Annotated in this window: 17 protein-coding genes and 1 pseudogene; 7 read left to right on the top strand and 11 right to left on the bottom strand. The window is 54.1% G+C overall.

Going from position 1 to position 18,871, the window contains the following annotated elements:
- Both ACP5H1_RS00005 and ACP5H1_RS00010 read right to left on the bottom strand, forming a co-directional pair.
- Nucleotides 1-467 (bottom strand): annotated as a pseudogene (locus ACP5H1_RS00005) (malate dehydrogenase); the annotation flags it as partial.
- A gap of 154 nt (nt 468-621) precedes the next feature.
- Nucleotides 622-2,157 carry a cytosine permease gene (locus tag ACP5H1_RS00010; RefSeq protein WP_427970403.1) on the bottom strand — a complete coding sequence of 512 codons (1,536 nt, stop codon included), beginning with the start codon at nt 2,155-2,157 and terminating at the stop codon, nt 622-624.
- A 1,015-nt stretch (nt 2,158-3,172) separates the two neighbouring features.
- On the opposite strand from ACP5H1_RS00010, the gene ACP5H1_RS00015 reads away from it, so the two are divergent.
- Complete coding sequence (locus ACP5H1_RS00015) at nt 3,173-3,547, top strand: cupin domain-containing protein (protein ID WP_427970405.1); 375 nt, start codon at nt 3,173-3,175, stop codon at nt 3,545-3,547.
- Between the two features lie 117 nt (nt 3,548-3,664).
- Nucleotides 3,665-4,036 (top strand): hypothetical protein, encoded by a 372-nt coding sequence (locus ACP5H1_RS00020; RefSeq protein WP_427970407.1) that lies wholly within the window; start codon nt 3,665-3,667, stop codon nt 4,034-4,036.
- A gap of 117 nt (nt 4,037-4,153) precedes the next feature.
- On the opposite strand, the gene ACP5H1_RS00025 is transcribed toward ACP5H1_RS00020, so the two are convergent.
- Nucleotides 4,154-4,993: a KaiC domain-containing protein gene (locus tag ACP5H1_RS00025; protein ID WP_427970409.1), complete on the bottom strand. Its 840-nt coding sequence runs from the start codon at nt 4,991-4,993 to the stop codon at nt 4,154-4,156.
- Between the two features lie 21 nt (nt 4,994-5,014).
- Nucleotides 5,015-5,437: an ASCH domain-containing protein gene (locus ACP5H1_RS00030; protein ID WP_427970411.1), complete on the bottom strand. Its 423-nt coding sequence runs from the start codon at nt 5,435-5,437 to the stop codon at nt 5,015-5,017.
- A gap of 266 nt (nt 5,438-5,703) precedes the next feature.
- On the opposite strand from ACP5H1_RS00030, the gene ACP5H1_RS00035 reads away from it, so the two are divergent.
- Nucleotides 5,704-9,156, top strand: a complete 3,453-nt coding sequence (locus ACP5H1_RS00035; RefSeq protein WP_427970413.1) for a S53 family peptidase — start codon at nt 5,704-5,706, stop codon at nt 9,154-9,156.
- 61 nt (nt 9,157-9,217) lie between these two features.
- Here the strand turns inward: ACP5H1_RS00035 and ACP5H1_RS00040 are convergent, their stop codons facing one another.
- Together ACP5H1_RS00040 and trxA are read right to left on the bottom strand one after the other, a co-directional pair.
- The gene (locus ACP5H1_RS00040; protein ID WP_427970415.1) at nt 9,218-9,862 is read right to left on the bottom strand and encodes a hypothetical protein; all 645 of its coding nucleotides are present in this window, start codon (nt 9,860-9,862) and stop codon (nt 9,218-9,220) included.
- The gene (gene trxA / locus ACP5H1_RS00045; RefSeq protein WP_427970417.1) at nt 9,841-10,290 is read right to left on the bottom strand and encodes a thioredoxin; all 450 of its coding nucleotides are present in this window, start codon (nt 10,288-10,290) and stop codon (nt 9,841-9,843) included. The genes ACP5H1_RS00040 and trxA overlap by 22 nt, the downstream gene beginning before the upstream one ends.
- Nucleotides 10,291-10,522: 232 nt before the next feature.
- On the opposite strand from trxA, the gene speD reads away from it, so the two are divergent.
- Nucleotides 10,523-10,972 carry an adenosylmethionine decarboxylase gene (gene speD, locus ACP5H1_RS00050; RefSeq protein WP_427970419.1) on the top strand — a complete coding sequence of 150 codons (450 nt, stop codon included), beginning with the start codon at nt 10,523-10,525 and terminating at the stop codon, nt 10,970-10,972.
- Between the two features lie 69 nt (nt 10,973-11,041).
- Here the strand turns inward: speD and ACP5H1_RS00055 are convergent, their stop codons facing one another.
- The 4 genes from ACP5H1_RS00055 to ACP5H1_RS00070 are packed head-to-tail and all read right to left on the bottom strand — an operon-like array spanning nt 11,042 to nt 13,865.
- Nucleotides 11,042-11,776 (bottom strand): MBL fold metallo-hydrolase, encoded by a 735-nt coding sequence (locus ACP5H1_RS00055; protein WP_427970421.1) that lies wholly within the window; start codon nt 11,774-11,776, stop codon nt 11,042-11,044.
- Nucleotides 11,777-11,834: 58 nt separating this feature from the next.
- Nucleotides 11,835-12,158 (bottom strand): peptidyl-tRNA hydrolase Pth2, encoded by a 324-nt coding sequence (gene pth2 / locus ACP5H1_RS00060; protein WP_427970738.1) that lies wholly within the window; start codon nt 12,156-12,158, stop codon nt 11,835-11,837.
- Nucleotides 12,159-12,202: 44 nt separating this feature from the next.
- Entirely contained in the window at nt 12,203-13,054 is an 852-nt protein-coding gene (locus ACP5H1_RS00065) for a hypothetical protein (RefSeq protein ID WP_427970422.1), read from the bottom strand.
- Nucleotides 13,041-13,865 (bottom strand): S-methyl-5'-thioadenosine phosphorylase, encoded by an 825-nt coding sequence (locus ACP5H1_RS00070; protein ID WP_427970424.1) that lies wholly within the window; start codon nt 13,863-13,865, stop codon nt 13,041-13,043. The genes ACP5H1_RS00065 and ACP5H1_RS00070 overlap by 14 nt, the downstream gene beginning before the upstream one ends.
- A gap of 73 nt (nt 13,866-13,938) precedes the next feature.
- On the opposite strand from ACP5H1_RS00070, the gene ACP5H1_RS00075 reads away from it, so the two are divergent.
- Both ACP5H1_RS00075 and ACP5H1_RS00080 read left to right on the top strand, forming a co-directional pair.
- Entirely contained in the window at nt 13,939-14,415 is a 477-nt protein-coding gene (locus ACP5H1_RS00075) for a MogA/MoaB family molybdenum cofactor biosynthesis protein (protein ID WP_427970426.1), read from the top strand.
- Nucleotides 14,416-14,518: 103 nt separating this feature from the next.
- A complete protein-coding gene (locus ACP5H1_RS00080; protein ID WP_427970428.1) occupies nt 14,519-15,619 on the top strand; it encodes a hypothetical protein in 1,101 nt (366 codons plus the stop codon).
- Nucleotides 15,620-15,646: 27 nt separating this feature from the next.
- Here ACP5H1_RS00080 and ACP5H1_RS00085 read toward each other — a convergent pair whose 3' ends face one another.
- Nucleotides 15,647-17,626, bottom strand: coding sequence for an AMP-binding protein (locus ACP5H1_RS00085; protein ID WP_427970430.1), 1,980 nt, complete (start codon nt 17,624-17,626; stop codon nt 15,647-15,649).
- A gap of 237 nt (nt 17,627-17,863) precedes the next feature.
- Here ACP5H1_RS00085 and ACP5H1_RS00090 point away from each other — a divergent pair, with 237 nt between their 5' ends.
- On the top strand, nt 17,864-18,865 hold the full coding sequence (locus ACP5H1_RS00090; protein WP_427970432.1) for a hypothetical protein: 1,002 nt from the start codon (nt 17,864-17,866) through the stop codon (nt 18,863-18,865).
- Nucleotides 18,866-18,871 lie beyond the last annotated feature (6 nt).

Consider the following 18,871-nt stretch of genomic DNA (forward strand, 5'->3'; position numbering starts at 1 on the left):
GTGGCGGTGCCCTGCTGGTCGTCGTGCCAGACAGGTATCTGGAGCTTAGACCTGGCCTCGTCGAGTATGGTGAAGCACTTGGGCTTCTCTATGTCCTCAAGGTTTATGCCGCCGAAGGAGGGCTCTATGGCCTCTAGGAACCTCACGAAGTCATCAGCCTTTGAGAACCTGTGCACTATGGGCACCGCGTCGACTCCCCCGAGGTACTTGAAGAGGAGCGCCTTGCCCTCCATGACCGGGTAGGCCGCCTCCGGGCCGACCTTGCCGAGGCCCAGCACCCTGGTGCCGTCGCTTACGACGGCTATGGTGTTCCACCTGGAGGTGAGCTCGAAGGAGAGGTCAGGGTTAGAGCTTATGAGCCTGCTCACGGCGGCGACTCCTGGAGTGTACCAGACCGCGAGGTCCTTGAGGCCCCTCACCGGCACCTTCGGCAGGACCTCTATCTTGCCGCCGTAGAACCTGTGCATGTTGATGCTGAGCGAGTACCACTCCTCTGTAGCCGGCTCTCCCTCTGACACCCTGGCCACGCTCGCGCTAGCGCGGGCCTGAGCCCTTAACACGCTTTTCAGTAAAACCAGTAGAATCAAGCCATAACATCATTTTTGTTATCTTCACAAAAGGTCAGTTGCCCTCCACCATGAATATCCTCCTAGTGTATGGGCTCAGGTAGCCCCTTAGCAGGCCGCCGCTGAGCTGCGGCTGATACTTTGGAATGACCCAGTACTTCATGAGCGGCAGGTATATCAGCCCTGAGACCGTGAAGGAGAGCAGCCATGAGCTGTTGAAGAGGACCTGGTGGTAAGGCAGAGGGGCATATATGAGCACTGTCACTATCAGGAAGGTGATGACAGCCGCTGGGTTTATGCCGTGCCAGTACCTATAAATTCCGTCGCTCGTGAACACGTCGGCCAGGTCAAGCTTAAACCTCCTTATCACGGCATAGTCAAATATTATCACGCCCTCTATGCCTCCGAGGAGGCCGCCGTACGTCAGCAGCCAGTTAGTTATGTAACTGTAAGCGTTGCCGTAATAGCTCCACGCGCCTATGCCAACCGCTATCGCGATAAGCGCCAGGGACCCCTTAAACCAGCTCATGTGCTTTGGGAACGTGTTGGCTATGTCATACGCGGGCCCGACGGCGTTGGCAAAGGCGTTAACCAAGAATGTGGCCAACATTATGGATATTAGGACGAAGTAGCCAAGGGGTCTCGCCATGTAGAGGGCCGTTAGGACTATGGGATCCCATATTACCTTGCCATAGAGCTCGTAGGCCGCCGCGGTTGTCATCACGGAGAAGGCCGCCACTGCAAGCATTAGTAACGGCATGGTCAGCTGCCCATAGGCCTGGGAGCTCTGCGACCTTGCAAACCTGGTGTAGTCCGGCATCGTAAGCGCCATGGTCGCCCAGAAGGCTATGTTAGCGTTAAGGAACGCCAGGAAGCCCAGCCAGGTGAAGTGGCCCTGACCCGATATAGCTGACAGGTTGACTGACCACCTGGCCGCGCTCATGAAGTAAACCCATAGGCTCACGAAGGCGATCATAACTATGGGCCCTCCTACCCTCGCGAGCCACCTGAGGGCAGGCTGCGACTTCACTATGGGCGACAGGTAGAAGACGAGCATCTGCGCCGCTATAACGATCACAAACGTGGCCCAGAATATGCCTGGGAAGTCCTTTGCCAGCACGAACGGGTAGTTCTGGAAGTGGGCCACGGTGTAGGCTATCGTCGAGGTCTTGCCCGTGTACATGGCGTAAAGCGCCGTGGCCGCCTCTGCTATTATGTAGCTCTCTATACCCCACCACCCTGCCCCTATCACGGCCCTCACCCAGCTTGGGAACATAGCGCCGTAGGTTCCCCACCTGGTCCTTGTGAGCTGCGGCTCAGCTATGCCATACCTTGCCCCTCCGTGGGACTGTATTATCATAGGAATGACCACTATTAGGTTCCCTAGGAACACCGTGAATATGGCTTGAAGCGGCGTCAGGCCCAGGAGCAGTCCTATGCTGGCTAAAGTCCATGAAGGCACTATGAAGGCCATTGACACCCATATCAGGAAGTAAGTCAGCGCCCCCCACGTTCTCCTAGATATAGGCACCGGGTGTATGTCAGGGTTCCAAAGGAACTTCTCTTCGGGGAAGCCAGCCGTGAGCTCCACCTGGCCCTTGTTAGGATCGTACCGAGTTATGGACAGTGGAGCGAGGCCAGACGAGCCTGACCTGGAAGAGTCCGATGGCCCGAAACCTGGGCCTCCCAGTTTCCGCGCCAAAATGCCTTCTCTCGCGTGTGAGGCTACCCACTTATAAGGGTTACTCAGCTTGGGCTACCGCCTTCCAGGCCTTAAAGGCCTGCCGCGGTACGACGACTTACAATATTCATAGCCGCTGCTGAGCGCAACCGGCCCGCCTATCGATAAACTTACCAGGGAGCTTAGAGGCCAGTACAGCCTGCCTGCAAAGGCCCGTAAACCGCCATTTTACTCTAAAAAATATTTAGAAAGTTAGTGCACAGTTGCAGGGCTTTCAGCTACTGTTAGAGCCCCGGAGGGCAGGCGACGCCTAAGGCGGGTGTTACCTGTGGACCCCCCCGGAACCCCAGCAGCCGGCAGGTAACACCGGCCTAGCGGACCCTTCATGAAGTGCCGTCCTTTGAGCTGTATAGCGCCGCTGGGAGGGCCCCCTCGCTCAAGGCGCCGGTGTTACCTTCGGGAGCCAACGCCGCACGGGGTCGCTTGAGGGGCCTTCGGCCTCCTTGGGGCAAGAGGGGATCCATCAGCTAGGTTAACTTTTTGCTAGCATTTTTAATTTAGAGTTAACGCGCACTTAACTCCACCCCCCTCATCCGCTGCACTTGGTTTAACTGGAGTTAACCTCGCCTGCTTGACAGGGCGGTTAACCAATGGGGCCGGTCGCCCCAGCTTGAGGGCGCGCCGCCGATGGCTGACCTTGGGGCTGCGCTGGAGGGGCAAGGCCGCGGGCGTCCTGCAAATGTGCACCGCTGCTAGGACTGATCGACCGACCTGTGGAGCGACCGGTGCGCGGGCCTGACAGCTATCATGTTAAGCAAAATCCCCCCGCGACCAGCGTTGGCCACACTTAGGGTTACGAAGACTCTTGCAAGGCACGAGCTTAAGCTTATTTGCGCGGGCCGCAGCCCTACGTGCCTGGGGTAGCATGAAGTTCGGCAACTATGCAGACGTGCCCCCGCAGGACGTCTCCGCGCTCCTGCCAGGCACCAGGGGCGTTACCGTGCAGTGGCTCGTCAGCAAGGCTGACGGCTCCGATAAGATAGCCTTGAGGAGGTTTGTGGTGAAGCCGCACGGAGTCATGCCTTATCATAAGCACAAGTACGTGGAGGCGGTGTATATAATTAAGGGAACCCTCAAAGTTACTATAAATGGTCTCACTAAGATGCTGAAGGCAGGCGACTTCTTCTACACAGGCCCCTACGAACCCCACAGCATAGAAAACCCATCTGATGAGGAGGCCGTGTTCCTGTGCGCTATAAGCTACGAAGACGATATGAGCCTTCAGCCCGTTAACGCGTGAGGTCCTGCCGCTCAACAGAAGGTTACCTTAAGGATAGGGTTTAGCCTGAGGGTTAACATGAAGCTAGTTTAGCTTTATTGTAATTAAAATAACAGTCATTGAGGCGACATAAACATAGTGAACGTCTCGGTCTCCGGCGGCTTCATCTACTTATCCAGCTCGGTCAAGGTGCCCTCACCTAACCCCAAGCTTGAGGGCAAGTATAGGCTTGGCATAAGGCCTGAGGATGTAATGCTTAGTGACAGCACAGACGCGCCTGGAATGACGTTTGCTGGGAAAGTCAAAGTCAAAGTGTCAAGTTACGTGGCCGGCGTCTTCAGGACCGTGGTCTCGCCTGTAGATGACGATTCCATAGAACTCATGGTTAACATGGGCGGCTACATAGAACCCGGATCCGAGAAGAACCTGCTCATAAGAACCCAGAAGATAAAGCTCTTTGACGAAAATGGCGAGAACGTGACCTTAAGCGCCTTAAAGGCCAACAGCTGAGCTTTAAGCTTATTAAATGTCCCCATTAAGGTAGAATCTCGGAAACTGTGATGACACGACGGTAAGCTGAGCCCTGGGCTGTGAAGACCGTTCACCCTTGCTGAGGATTACTTTTGTTTACTCCTCATACTCTTCCTTATTGCTTGCGCTCCCGGAGCTCTCCGAGAGGGACCTCTTCATCTCCTCGACCTCCTCCTTTGGGAGCGCAACTATAGATATTGAGTTAGGCGCGACCTTAAGGTACTTGTCCCACATGACTACTATGCCCTCATCCGTTATCTCCATAGGGTGCCTTACCATGGATATCTTGGAGTCCCTCATCTTCCAAACTATTATTGAACGGTAAAGCTTGCCCTCTATCTCATCCAGGTCCAGCCTTATTATACCGTCAACCGCGTGTTCAACGCCAGGGCCTCCGAAGCCCCTCTCACCTACAGAGACCTGGCTCACGAAGAATGCCGTGCAGCCCAGGCCGGAGACGACCCTCTTCAATATCATTACTATGTTCCTGGCAACGGCTGGCTTGGAGAGGTACAGGGTACTCACAGAGTCTATCACGACCCTCTTGGCCTTGGTGTCCTTAATGGCCTGCCTGACAACGTCCACGAGCTCCGAAACATTGTCAAGGTCCTTTACTATGTACCTTTCCCTCTGCGCCGCTGACCCTATGCCCGTGGTGAAGGCGTCTACTATGGCAAAGGTCCCCTTCCTCTCATACTCATCTATGTTCCAGTTAAAGTGCCTGAAGCTCCTCCTGACGGAGCTTGGATGCTCCTCAAGGGCCACATAAACTCCAGGCTCCCCCCTGATAAGGCCGTTGTATATAAACTGCTGGGCCATTATGGACTTGCCAGTGCCAGGGCCTCCAGATACCATGACGACATTCCTCTCGGGTATGCCCCCATAAAGTATCTCATCAAGGCCTGGTATGTACGTCCTGACCCTTGGCGTCGCCATCGAACACCACCTATTACATCTTTATCGTCTCTCGGCCCTTTTAATTCTACTTTGCGAGCCTGCCCTGCTTACATCAACGCCGTGCGCAGGTGCCCTATTCCCGAGCGTTTCACGGCTCCTACCAGCTTCGGAGCCCTCTATGGTCCTTACAAGGGAGAACCTTATGATAGTTATATCATCATCAAGCATGAAGTCTCCATATATTGACCTAAGCTCCCTAAAGAGCTCCGCCAGGCCGCTAAACCCGTCGAGCTCCGCATCTTCATCGGTCAGGTCCTTTACCTTCTTATGTATAACCTCCTCCACGCGGACCACTGCTACAGGCCTGCCCGAGGTGACGACCTTAAGGTACCTGCCCCTCACCTGAAGGTTACCAAGCCTTATGGTACTGGTCTTCCTTCCACTAAGTATGAGCTTTAAGTACTTCTTTTTTACAGTAAGCATGTTTAAGCTCCTGACCAACTTATTCTCTCTCCCGCCGCTGTAGCGTGCCCAGCCTCTGCCAATAAATTCTAACTGACTAGACGCGAAATACGACCTCGCACAATGCCTTGACCATTCCCAAGCGCTTCTGACGAAGCCTTCAGCGCGTTAACAACGAAATCTATAGCGGTCGCAGTCTATTTATTTCTGAGAAACACTATTTTAACATAATCTTAAATACTACAGCATGTACCTCTGATACCAGACACCTAAAAGGGTGTAGCCTTATGAAAGGAGGGAAGCTAGTTGGCTTAACTATACTCCTACTAATGCTAATCTCGTTTACATCAGCAGTGTCCTGGGTACCTTCAGCTAAGGCCCTTGAACCTAGCGCAAACTACTATGGACCTCAGCTCAACGGCAGTGTAATAGGACCGCTCAGCCCCAATTATTTAGTGAGCCTCTCTATTCTCATACCGCCGAGAAACCTCAACGAACTGATGCTAATAGCCCAGGAGGTCGCTGAGCACCAGGCCAAGCCGCTGTCGAGGGGCGAGGTGTTCCAGCTCTTTGCGCCCTCACAGCAGGAGTTTAATAGCATTGAAAACTTCCTTGAGGAGAACGGTTTCGTAGTGACCTACGTAAGCCCTGACAGGCTCTCCTTGATGGTCCAGGCGCCTGTCTCCGTTGTTGAAAAGGTATTTGGAGTTCAACTTGACCTCTACCAGGGGCCTAACGGGGAGGTTTACTATGCGCCCGTGGGCATGCCCAGGATACCAGAGGCTCTTCAGGGAACCCTGATACTGGGCCTCACCAACAGGACCACCTTCAAGCCGCAATACATAGTCGCCGGCAGGATAAGCCACTACACATTCATACCTGCAAACTCAAGCCTGCCAGCTCCTCTGCAGGTAGCGTCGTCATACACCTACTACACGCCGGCCGACTTTGAAGGCGCGTACAACGTGACGAATTTAATCCCCTATAGCCAGAACGCGTCAATCGCCATAATAGACGCTTACGGCGACCCCCTGATTTACCAGGACGTAGCGGAGTTCGACCAGCTGTTTAACCTGCCGCCGGCCAACCTGACGGTTATACCCATAGGCCCCTACCACCCGTCGCTTGGCCTACTAACGGGCTGGTACATAGAGACTGCCTTAGATGTCGAGGCGGCGCAGAGCATGGCCCCCTTCGCCCACATATACCTGGTCATCGCATCTAACAACGGAAACGCTCTCTTTGAGGCCATAGACTATGTCGTAAGCACCGACCTGGCCGACGTGGTCTCCATGAGCTGGGGGGCGCCTGAGAACCTCTTCGCGGAGTCAGGGGTCTACACCACCTACCCGGCCTTCATACTGAACTACCCGTTCGCAGACTACTACTTCGCCCTTGGCGCCGCTGAGGGCATAAGCTTCTTCGCCTCCTCAGGCGACGAGGGCGCCTTCGACGCCACCCCGACAACCTATGGGGCCGTGCTGTTCCCGTCCTCATCGCCGTTTGTAACCGCAGTGGGGGGCACCAGCCTCTACGTCAACGTCACATCGGGTTCCATAGAGTTCCTTAACTCGACGGGCACTTACGGCTACGAGACCGCATGGTCGGTGAGCCCGCGCTACGGCTTCAGCGAGGTGGCCTCAACCGGAGGGTTCTCAAGCCTGTTCCCCAAGCCCTGGTATCAGTACGGCGTCGTTAACGGCTCGTTCAGGACGACGCCTGACGTGGCCGCTGACGCTAACCCATACACGGGCTTCGTGGAGGTAGCAACTGGGCAGATGATAGTTATCGGAGGCACCAGCCTGGCCTCGCCACTCTGGGCCGGCATAACTGCTGATATAGATGGCTACCTAGGAATGAAGCTAGGCCTCATTAACCCACTGCTTTACACCATTTATAAGAACAAGACCCTGTATGATATGGCCTTCCACCAGATAACCTTCGGCTACAACGGCAAATACCTGGCGCACGCTGGCTATAACCTGGTCACAGGGCTCGGCTCCCCAAACGCCGGCCTCCTGGCTTACGCAATTAAGTATGAGCTGACCCACTTCCCGTCGCTCAAGGTGGCGGTGACAACCTATGAGCCTGGGGCTGAGTACTCATGGTACTTCTATAACTCTACGTTCGAGGTGGTGGCAGCAATATACTACCCTAACGGGACGCCCGTGACAAGCGGCAAGTTCAACGCGTACGTCTTCACTACGGAGGGGCTTGGCGAGGAGGTTCCGCTTCAGTTTAACGGCACCTACTGGGTAGGGGAAGTTTATGTCAAGCCTGGACTGCCGCCCAACGTGTGGACTGTGCTCGTTAACGGCACCTCTGCAGGCGTTAGTGGCGCTGGCGCCACCGACGTCTACATAGGCACTGGCATAACAATCATAGAGCCCGTCCCCTACCCATACGCGCCTGCCATACCGGTTAATGAGCCGTTCCAGGTGGAGGTCTACGCAACTTATCCCAACGGGACTCCGGTCACTTCGCCCTCGATTACAGCTGCCTTCTATCACAACGGTATCAATTACTTCAACGCTACCCTGCTGCCAGTTAACGTGACTGAGTACCCAGGCCTCTACGAGGGCATAGCATTACTGCCCTACCCGGAGCCGCAGGGCGCTTACATAATGTACATCTACACTACGGCTGCTAATGGGGCTGTGGACGGTGACGCCTATGAGTACGTCTACTTTGGAGAGCAGATCATATACGCATATGTCATTACTCCTCTCAACGACGGCACCCCCAGCGTCTCGCCAGGCCAGGCACTGATATTCCTAGCCATGGTCTCTGACCCGTTCGGGTTTGGTTACTTCACCAGCAACGTGTTTGTGGACATATATAACCTCAATGGGACCCTCGTCGCCCAGGTACCCCTGCAGCCGGCGCCTTCGCCGCTGCTCTACTACCAGATAGGGTACTTCGTTGTACCGAGCAACATGCCTCCAGGATGGTACAACGCCGTCTTCGTCAGCGAGGAGAACACGAGCACTGGGCCGCTCTTTGGCTACTTCAACCAGTCCTTCTACGTAGCCCCCACGCAGCTTAGCGGAGATATAATTACGGCTGCATATTCTATAGAGGGCGTGTGGCTGAACGTCTACGCCTCCATAGATTACCCCAACGGAACTCCAGTGACCCAGGGGACCTTCCTTGCCACCCTTGTGCCTACCCAGGACCTCTATAACGTAATGCTACTGGGGTTTGAGGTCGGCATACCGCTGCAGTACGACAGCTCCTTAGGAATGTGGGTCGGAAAGGTATATGTTCCATCGGTCTACACCTCGTACCTCTTGTCGCCCTATGTAGGCGAAGGGCTTTACAGCCTGGCGGGTCCGTGGACCCTGGTGGTTAGCGGCGAAGGCGCCAATGCGGTGAACCTGTACCCCATCAGCTATAACATAAGTGTTGCGCCGTTTGCCGCACCCGCCGACGGCGAAGGCCTATTAGCCTACGTGGAGTCGCACTCGGCTGAAGAGATCTCGGCGCTGTCAACAATGGCGAGTAATACGGAGAGCGTTAAAGGGGTGGAGCCCTCGGCAGCTGCTCTGCTGTCAGGCTCGACAAACGTGCAGGAGGCCGCCAAGGTTAACATGCTTAATCTCATGGGTGTCCTCAAGGCAGCCCAGACCACTGCAACAAAGGCCGCAGCCTCCTCTGCGCCGACAGAATACTATGTAATAGTGAGCGTTGTCATGGCAGCGCTGCTGGCAGGTATATTAATAGGAAGGAAGTCGGTATGAACTAGGTACTTTCGGCTAAAAGGGACCCTTTTAATCTGACCCTTTTTCTTTTTATTGGCCGCTAAAAATACGAGGCCGAGCCCCTGACCATAGACCTGAATACCTGGCCTATCTCCCATAGCTTTACCGTCTCATGCTCGTTAGGCCTTGGCCTGCTGGCAAGGTAAACGCCGTATGGATCATACCCGTCCTGGGACTTAGGGCCATAGGGAGAGAACAGTATGAACTCGTCAGCCTCCAGCACGACCTTCCTTACTGCTGCGTCTATGGCTGCATATAATGAGCACACGTCCGACTTGGAGATCCTCTCCAATGCCGTTATAGCAGCTATTACTGGGCCTGACTCCAAGGCCTCCAGTATTGCGTCACGCACAGCATTTATCTCCTCCTCTGCGCTCACCGTGACGTCCATTGGAAAGCTGGGCTTCCCGTAGGTGGGGTTTGTTAAAGGTATGTTGATTACTGTTGCGCTGGTCTCTGCAATCAGGGGCACCTCTGGCACAGAGGTAAGGAAGCCCTGCACGCGCGTCTCTTTACCGGTAAGGACCGTCAGCCACGCTGATGGAGGGTTCTGGACGGTGGTGTTCTCCGTGACGCCTCTGAATGTCGTGTCCAGCAGCGTCAGGAGGTTCCTGGCGTTGCACTTCATGAAGTACTTGTATGTGAGTGAGTCTATCCCTAGCGTCAGAGCTTTGACTCTAGCCATTGTACCCTCTCCTCCAACACCTCCTCAGGGACTGCGCCAACAACTCTATCGACCTCCTGGCCATCAAGGAAGAACATTATTGTTGGCAGGCTCATCACGTAGTACTTAGAGGCTGTCTCAGGGCTTGCATCGGCGTTAACTCTGGCAAAAGCTATCCTCTTATGCTGAAGGGCCAGGTCATCTATTATAGGCGACACTAGAAAGCACGGCGCACACCACGGGGCCCAGAAGTCGACCACTACTGCCTTGTGGGAGGCTATGAACTCGTCAAACGATGAGTCGTTAAGTTCCGCCACACGGGGCTCCTGGCCGCCGTTGCCGCCGCTGGAATCGCCCTCGGCGCTCTGGGAGGAAAGCTTAGCAAGGAGCTCCTCTTTCTTCTTCTGGAGAATTCTCCTCAGCTCCTCATCATCATTTTCTGCTGACATGCCTCAAGCCCAAAAAAAGTTTATAAGGTTAAGCTGGAATTAAAAAGGGTTGCTTAATATATTATATGAAAGGTTTTAAATTTCTAAAATGACAAAAAATTATATGTAAAATTAAGAATGGTATTTTTAATAGCCTAAATCCACGTTTGTTACCCTTCTCCTCCCGCAGAATAGCTTATTAGGCACACTTGATTAAAAGGTACCAGGCCCTAAGGAGGGCATGAACTGAAAAGTGTCAAGTAGCCCCAGTACGGAGGTCTCAAGGGATTATATAGTAGGTAAACATGTTTTTGGAAGTCTATATGGTATACCACCTGAGATAGCAGAGGACGAAAATCTAGTACGCCAGGCCGTGCTTGACGCTGTCAAGGCTGCCAACGCCACCCTAATAGAGATCATGAGCTGGAAGATAGGCGGCCACAAGGGCGGAGTCTCTGTAATAGCGCTCGTGAACGAAAGCCACATTGTGGTGCACACCTGGACGGAGTACCGCTACGCCACTGTTGACGCATACACATGCGGCGAGCACACAAAGCCTGAGAAGGCATTTGAAGTCATAGTTGAAAGGCTAAAGCCCGAGTACTATACCTATAACTATGCTGACAGGACCCAGTTCCCAGCCTCGAGCCCTGTGGTCATTGTACGTAAAAAGGAAAGCGAAAGCATAGCGGTCACGTCTTAAATAGATCCCGCGCCTCAATTTGAAGACGAGGAGCATTTTGTTTGCATGAGAGCCTCGGGCCGCCACAAGTTATAGACCTAGAGGCAAAACTATCTTGTCGCCAACGGACGCCTGCAGAACCTTCATGCCCAGCCTTGAGGATTCTGACTTAACTAGGTCGCCGCTGCAGTGAAGTGGAACGATAACCTTAACCCCCAGCGCCTTCAGCGCCTCGGCCTCCAGCCTTACCTTATCCGAAGGCGCCCAGGCCAGGTGAAGGCCCCCTACCACGGCGTAGGGGGTCAAAGAGAGGTCGTACGAGACCTTGCTCACCATACGTGATGGCCCAGGATGGGAGCATCCCAAGAAGCTTACTGCATTGTTACCGTCAAGATTTATTACTAGAGACTGCTCATAGGGAGGACCATATTGCTGCGACGTTATAAAGGCTGCCTTGGTCACCCGAGTTCCAGTCATCAGTCTCTTTACATTGAGCCCTAGGTCCTCAGCGCTCTTAAGCAGTCTCCAGTTGACGCCGGCCGGCATGTATACTGGAGCGTCGTCCTTAAGTAGCTGCTTGAGCGATGAAAGCCCTCCTACGTGGTCCATGTGCTCGTGAGATATGACTGCAAAGTCTAAAGACTTATTCCCTATGCCTACGAGCTCCGAGTTCCTGCGAAGCGTCTGGGGGCTCTGCCCAGCGTCGAAGATCCCTTTCCACTCCTCAGTCTCAAGAAGCAGGGAGAGCCCGTACTCGGCGACGTAGGGCGGCCTCGCCTGTTGGTCTACAAGCAAAGTTATCCTAAGCCAGGGAACGGATTCCACAGCGCTCCCGATCTTTTTATGGAAGCCTTCAAGCCGTTTATGCCTATGTGGCTTAGAGTCAGTACAGCTTAAGCTTTCCCGTTATCTTGTCAACTAGCTCAGCCGGCGCAGGACCTATGGCCACGGCTGTTTTAGTTCCAGGGGGCAGCTGAGTGAGGCCCGCGTCCTCTATCATGGACGCCGGTAGGCCGGCTGCCCTAGCCTCCTCATAGATCATGTTCAGCTCACCTTCACTTTCAACCCTAAGCACCACCTTCTTCTGCCCCTGTGACAGCCAGGAGTCTAGCCAACGCGACCACTCAGAATTGTTGCTTCTTATTATTGAGAGCACCACCTCGCAGGCGGCGTGAGCCGCTTGGGCTGCCGCCTTGCCCTTTCCCATCTGGAGGTCTCTTCTAAGCACTATGGCCTGTTTCGTGTCATGAGTCAAATAACCTTACCTCCTATCAGTGCTGCCACAATTGAGGCGTAAAGGTTAGCCGTGACAGGGTCCACATTAAATAAGAGCTTGACTATCTTTAGGTTAGCTAGTTTCATGGAAAGCTCCACATCCTTATAGTCATGCTCTTCCACGCTGCTTATAACCTCAACTACAGGGACTGTAATTCTGCTAAACGAGGTAACCTCGTCTAGTAGTAGCATCGCCTCGCACCTTTCAGCAGCTACACTGCACAGGTACCTAGCGCTAGGCTCCATGATGGGTCCATAAACGGCTGCGAACCTCTGGAACCTTGAGGCCTCCTCGGCCTGCTGCCCGTACTTTTCACTTACCCATGAGAAGGAGGAGCCTACATCAGCAGCCTCGGCCTTTAACCTGTCACCCCTTGGTCCCTTCATTTCCGAGGACCAGAGCGATGAGGCAACTATCATAGTCAACAACGGCGCCTGAGGGGGTAGCATTATCCTGCTGATCTCCTCATGCCTAGACAACATGGCCTCCAACACGTCATCTAGCTGGGGGGCTATAAAGTAGGTAGTTATGCCCATGAGGGCCGCCTCCTCTGCGGCCCTCACAGCCCTGCTGTCCTTAGGTCCCAGGGAAAACACTAAGACCTCGTTTACGTCCCTGTACGGCATTATGAGTGTCGAGGCCTCCGTGGGGCCCGCTAAAGTTATGTCTAAGCCTGATGAGAGCATGGAAATGTATAGGGACTTTGCTGCGGGAATCGCGCTATGTGATGATATCAGAAGAGTTCCATCTACAATCTTGGGCCTCAAAAGCCTCTTGGCGGCCTCTATGGAGCTCCTCACCTGGGGCTCAATTTCACTGTATTGCATTTTGAAGCGCCCTGCAGCAGCTGCAGCGCGACTCGTCAGGTGAGCCCGCGAGGCGGGGTATTATGTCGTACAGAACCTTTCTGGCCTTCTCGGTATTCTCCTCCATAACCCTTGCCACCTCGGCGGCCGTCACGGGGTGCTCAGCCCAAACATCATAATCGGTTACGGTGGCAAGGGTGGCGTAGCATAGCTCAGCCTCGCAGGCCAAGTTAACCTCAGGCACTAATGTCATGCCTATGATGTCCGCCTTAAACACGTCCCTCCAGACCCTGCTCTCCGCCCTAGTCGAGAAGCGCGGGCCCTCTATACACACATACGTGGCCCCCCTGTGCACCCTGTAGCCCAGCCTGACCGCGCTGTTGTAAAGCTCATCAACCAGGTGCTTGCAGAAGGGGTCTGCCATGCTGACGTGAACCGTAACGGGCCCATCGAAGAAAGTGTACTTCCTGTCCTTGGTCATATCTATGAACTGCTCTGGCAGCACTATGTCTCCAGGCTTCATCTCCTCCCTCAGGCTGCCCACTGCCGAGACGCTTATGACCCACTTGACCCCAAGGGCCTTCAGGGCCCATATATTTGCCCTGTAGTTAACCATGTGGGGCGGGTACCTGTGCCCCCTTCCGTGCCTCGGCAGGAAGGCTACCTTGACGCCGGCCACCTCGCCTACAGTTATATAGTCGCTTGGCTCGCCGTACGGCGTGTTAACCTTGACCTCAACTGGGTTGCTTAGTATCCCAGCCTCGTAGAGGCCCGAGCCGCCTATGACGCCGACCTGCGCCCTTATCCCTGGGGGCGAGATTATTTCCATCATCTCAAAGCCCCCTTGTAAGTGCATAGATTAACATTTTAAGTTTAACAAAGGACCCCCAGGCTGGGAGGCCGTCATGGTGAACTTTAGCCTTGTGGTAACAAGCGACCACGTATATAGGGGCAAGAAGGCTGACGAGGTGACGCCGCTAGTTAAGGAGAGGCTTGCAAAAGAGGGTCATCAGCTAGTCTATAACGTAGTGGTGCCAAATAACCCTGACATCATTAAATCTGCAGTCCTTGATGCCATATCGCGCACAGACGTCGTCCTAGTTAGCGGCGGTACGGGGCCCTCGCCCAGGGATATATCCTATGACGTGGTTAAGGGGCTGGCATCTAAGGAGCTTCCAGGCTTTGGCGAGCTGTTCAGGTTCAAGAGTCTCGAGAGCGTGGGCTATGGAGTCATACTTACCAGGGCATCTGCCTTCGTAGTGGGTCGCTCTCTTGTAGTGGTCGTGCCCGGAAACCCCTCAGCGATGGGCATAGCCCTTGAGATACTTATGCCAGTAGTCAACCACGCGGTGGAGCAGATACATGGAGAACCTCACCATTAGATGTCAACTCACAAGTTGGCCGGGCTCCCCGAGGGTTTTACCTAAAGGTTTAGCATCAGCCTTTAAGACATTAGATGGAGTAAAGATCTGGGAGGGCTCGGGGATGCAGTATCAGAAGCTCGTAAGGGCCCTGCAGGCCACTTCAAGGGCGTTAATATATATCATGATAGCAGGTCTCCTAGTATCGCTGTATATAGTTACGGTAGGCCTAAAGATACTGCACGGAGTCATAATGTTTAACCTAGTGGTGCCGCTTCTCATAACGGCCGTCGCTGGCCCTTATGTAGTCTCAGGCCTAAGAGCGTCGGCCAAAGCGCAGGCCTGGCTGTTATTCTCCATAGCAGCGGAGTGGCTAATTTTGGCTGCATCTATTATGACCTTGTTGCTCAAGTCTTACCTTTACCTTGGGATCTCCCTGGCAATCTTCTCTATATCGCCCATCTGGGGCGCAGCGTTAACAGGCCTAAAAAGTGACGTGAAGCTCTCTTACCTTATCTTGGGAACAGCGTTTCTTGTCAGCGGGCTTACTCTTGCGCTGCTGAAGTCGTCGGTTCTCCATGAGGCGCTCGCGTCGTTCACCCTCCTAGGCCTTGGCGCTATTTATGCCGTAACCTATCACTCGCTGCCCGCTACCTTTGAAGAGAGGCAGGGCCTCGCGTGGGGACTGCTGCTGGAGCTGCTGCTATTAACAGAGGCGCTGAGCGTGCTCAAGGTAGGTTATAGGCCCTTCCTCATAATATCAGGCGCGACGGATATTATCTCGCTGCCCGCCCTGGGGCTAACCAAGCTGCGAAAGTTTGTAGCTATTGCTAAGGCGTCCAAGAACCCTGTAGCCCGGGCTGGAGAGCTGTACTTCGTCGACGGTCATATTTTCTCTGCAGCATTTCTGATAATCACAGGTTTAGCGACCCTCCTGGGAGGCCTAGGCCTCGATGTGCCCACGCTCGTGCTCATACACATGTTGGCGCTCGGGGTACTGGTCATGTTTGTCCTCATACACGCGCCCCTGATGTTACCAGTTATATTGAGGTGGCCCTCAGCGAGGAGGTATAACTTAATGCCGTACGTTCTTGAGTCGGCGGCTGCCGTCATATGGCCTGTTAACCCTCACGTGGCGTTCTTCTTCCTTGGGCTTTCCATAGTGTTCCTGGTGTTAATAGTTAAGCCAACGAAGGAGCCCCTGCCGCTGAGCCTTATAAAATGAGGGCTAAACGCAAAAAGTCCTAATTATTCATTGGCCGCTCTCCTTCATAGCTGCCCTGAACTGCTCTATGGCCCTTCTTATCTCGTCAACCTCACTCTCGTCCTCCAGGGTTGAAAGGTCTCCAAGGGGCTCATTAAGGTAAACGGCCCTTATGACCCTCCTCATTATCTTTCCGCTCCTGGTCTTAGGAAGGGCCTTTACTATCTCTATGGCCTTGAAGACAGCTATAGGACCGTAAACCTTCTTCACGTGGTCCATTAGCTCCTTCTTCAGCTCCTCGCTGGGCTTGTAGCCCTCCTTAAGCACCACGAAGCCTACGGCTACCTGGCCCCTGGTGGGGTCGGGCACCCCTATCACGGCGGCCTCTGCCACGGCCGGGTGGGAGACCAGCGCGCTCTCAAGCTCAAAGGTCCCTATGCGGTGCGCGGATATCTTAATCACGTCATCGGCTCTCCCGAGGAACCATATGTAGCCGTCCTCATCAACCACGGCAGCGTCGCCTGAGTATATGAGGCCCTTAAGCTGAGGTCTTGCCTCCCAGTAGGACTTAAGGTACCACTGATAGTCCTGCCACAGCTCAGACGTATAACCGGGGAATGGATGCTTCATTACAAAGACCCCCTTCTCGCCAGGCTTGGCGGGCTGCCCTGTCTCCTCGTTGGCCACATACCCTAAAATTCCAGGCAGCGGTATGCCAGCGCTGCCAGGCTTTATCGGTATCATCTGGATCCCATATGGGTTGCCAACCACTGGACCCCCAGTCTCGGTCTGCCAGTAATGGTCTATAACTGGAACCCTGCCCTCAAGCACGTCATACATGAGCCAGCGGAGCGGCTCAGGGTTCAGCGGCTCGCCCGCGCTGAAGATCGCCTTTAAGCTTGACAGGTCGTGCTTCCTTGCATACTCAGCGCCGTACTTGCTGAGCAGCCTAATTCCAGTTGGTGATATCCAGAGCTTGGTGACGCCGTTGCGCTCTATGACGTCCCACCACATATCCGGCCTCGGGCAGTCGGGCGTGCCGTCATATACTATGCTGGTTGCGCCGAATATAGGCACGCCCCACACCATGTAGCTAACTCCTGCCTGCCAGCCCACGTCACTCGTTATGAACCACGTGTCCTCGGGCCTGAGGTCATAAACCCACCTGCCCATGGTAACCACGTGCACCTGGAACGGCCCATGCTTGTGGACCACTGGCTTGGGCTTGGCTGTTGTGCCTGAGGTAGGGGTTATTAGCAGTGGTTCGTTGGACTCGAGCCACTCGACGTCAGAGGAGCCCTGCTTGCTCATCTCAAGGAACTCGTCAAAGTAAAGGTCGCGGTCCCTAGCCATAGGTGCCTCCTTCTCCGTGTACTCCGACCTGAAAACCACTACCTTCTCCACGGGTGACTTTTCAATAGACCTTATGGCGTCGTCTACAACGCTCTTCAATTCTATCAGCTTACCCCTCCTCATGTTGAAGTCCTGGGTAAAGACCGCCTTTGCGCCGGTCAGAATTATACGATCCCTCAGGCTGCCTGCAGAGAAGCCTGCATACACCGAAGACGCTATAGCGCCTATCCTGGCTGCGGCGTGCAACACAGCTATGGCTTCAACCCTTGTGGGCATGTAGAGGAGCACCCTGTCGCCTTTTCTAATGCCAAGGGCCCTCATGGCAGCGGCGTACTTTAATACCATAGACCTGTACTGGGCGAACGTGTAGACCTTTGTTATGCCCAGTTCCGCGTTTTCATAGATGTATATGGCTTTGTTGCCAAAGCCCTTCTCCACAGGGAAATCTATGTGGCTGTACTCTGCATTCGTCACGCCACCCACAAACCACCTGTAGGGCTTCCCTGGCTCCCACTCAAACGTCTTGTCCCACAGCCTCTTCCAGTAAATTAAGTTCGTCTCCTCCCTGGCGACGGAGTCCCAGAAGCTAACAGGGTCCTTCTCCGCGAGGGATTTAAGGTAAGAGACCTGGGGAGGTATGAGTATAGGCTTGCCTCCAAAGCCTTCTGCGGACATGTTCTTACCTATTCCCTTAATTGTGGGATTAGCTTAAAAATAAGCACACATCACTGTATATAATTCGAGACTACATTAGCCTCTATCAGAATTCTCTTTTTATTTCGCCAGAAGTAGCTATAGGGGCCTGCCTTGAAATGCGAGTCTTATTGCCCGCGCTGTGGGTTCGTCAGTAATGATATGTCACTAATGGCCTGCCCACGCTGTGGGTTCACCATGGTTTATAGGTGCCATGACGTGAAGCTCAAGATAAGGCCTAACTATGCAAGCATGTGGAGGTACTCAGAGATGCTGGCGATAAGGCCTCCTCAGGTAGTAAGCTATGGCGAGGGCCTCACCCCCGTAGTTAAGGTTAACGGCGTCCTGTGCAAGTTGGAGAACAGGAACCCCACTGGAACCTATGCAGATAGAGCTTCGTCCGTTATAGTAAGTGTTATGCGCCGCAAAACCTACAGAGTGAAGTACGAAAGCGACTTTGCCTACTCGCTTGCATTTTATGCAAAACTTGCGGGCTCCGAGATATCAGTCGTAGCTGAGCCCGAGGAACTCGACCCACAGGATATCATAGGAATAGCGTCCCTTGGAGGCTCCCTGGAGTTCAGGGGGAAGCCAGAGCTGCAGTACGAGAACCCCCTCAGCGTTGAAGGCCTGAAGACCATAGCTTTTGAACTTGTTGAGAGCTCGCCGAATGTGGAGAGAGTTTACGTGCCCTCGTCGTCTGGCCTCTTAGCGTTCTCCATAGCTGAGGGCTTAAATGAGCTCGAGGGGGTCCCGCCTGTAGAGGTCATAGCTGTTGTGGTGAAGGGCAGCCCCCTGCCGTCATTTCTGGGATTCTCGAGGACCATTAAGATCGTCGAGATAGAGCCTGAAGAGGTTATAAATGGCTTGGTAAGGCTAGCCAGAAGGGGCTTTTACATTAAGTTCCTGGCAGCCTCTGCTTATGCCTACGCGTCGACGGAGGAAAGAGGGGTGGCGCTGATAAGTGGAGGGATTAGAAAGCCTCAGCTAAAGAGGCCGAGGTCCCTCGAGGAGGCCTCACTCAAGAGGAGAATACTCGACGTATTATCGCGCGGCGGGGGCCTGAGCGCCTACGAAATATGGAAAGAAACGCCGCAGTTCACATTAAGGGGCGTGTACTCGGCCCTCAAGTCACTTGAGGCTGAGGGAAGCGTATGCGCACGTTATAAGATGAGAGGAAGAAGAAAGATAAGGATCTATGAGCTTTGTGGGCCAGACTAACCTGGT

The organism is Acidilobus sp. (assembly GCF_049973875.1).
Taxonomy (GTDB): Archaea; Thermoproteota; Thermoprotei_A; order Sulfolobales; family Acidilobaceae; genus Acidilobus.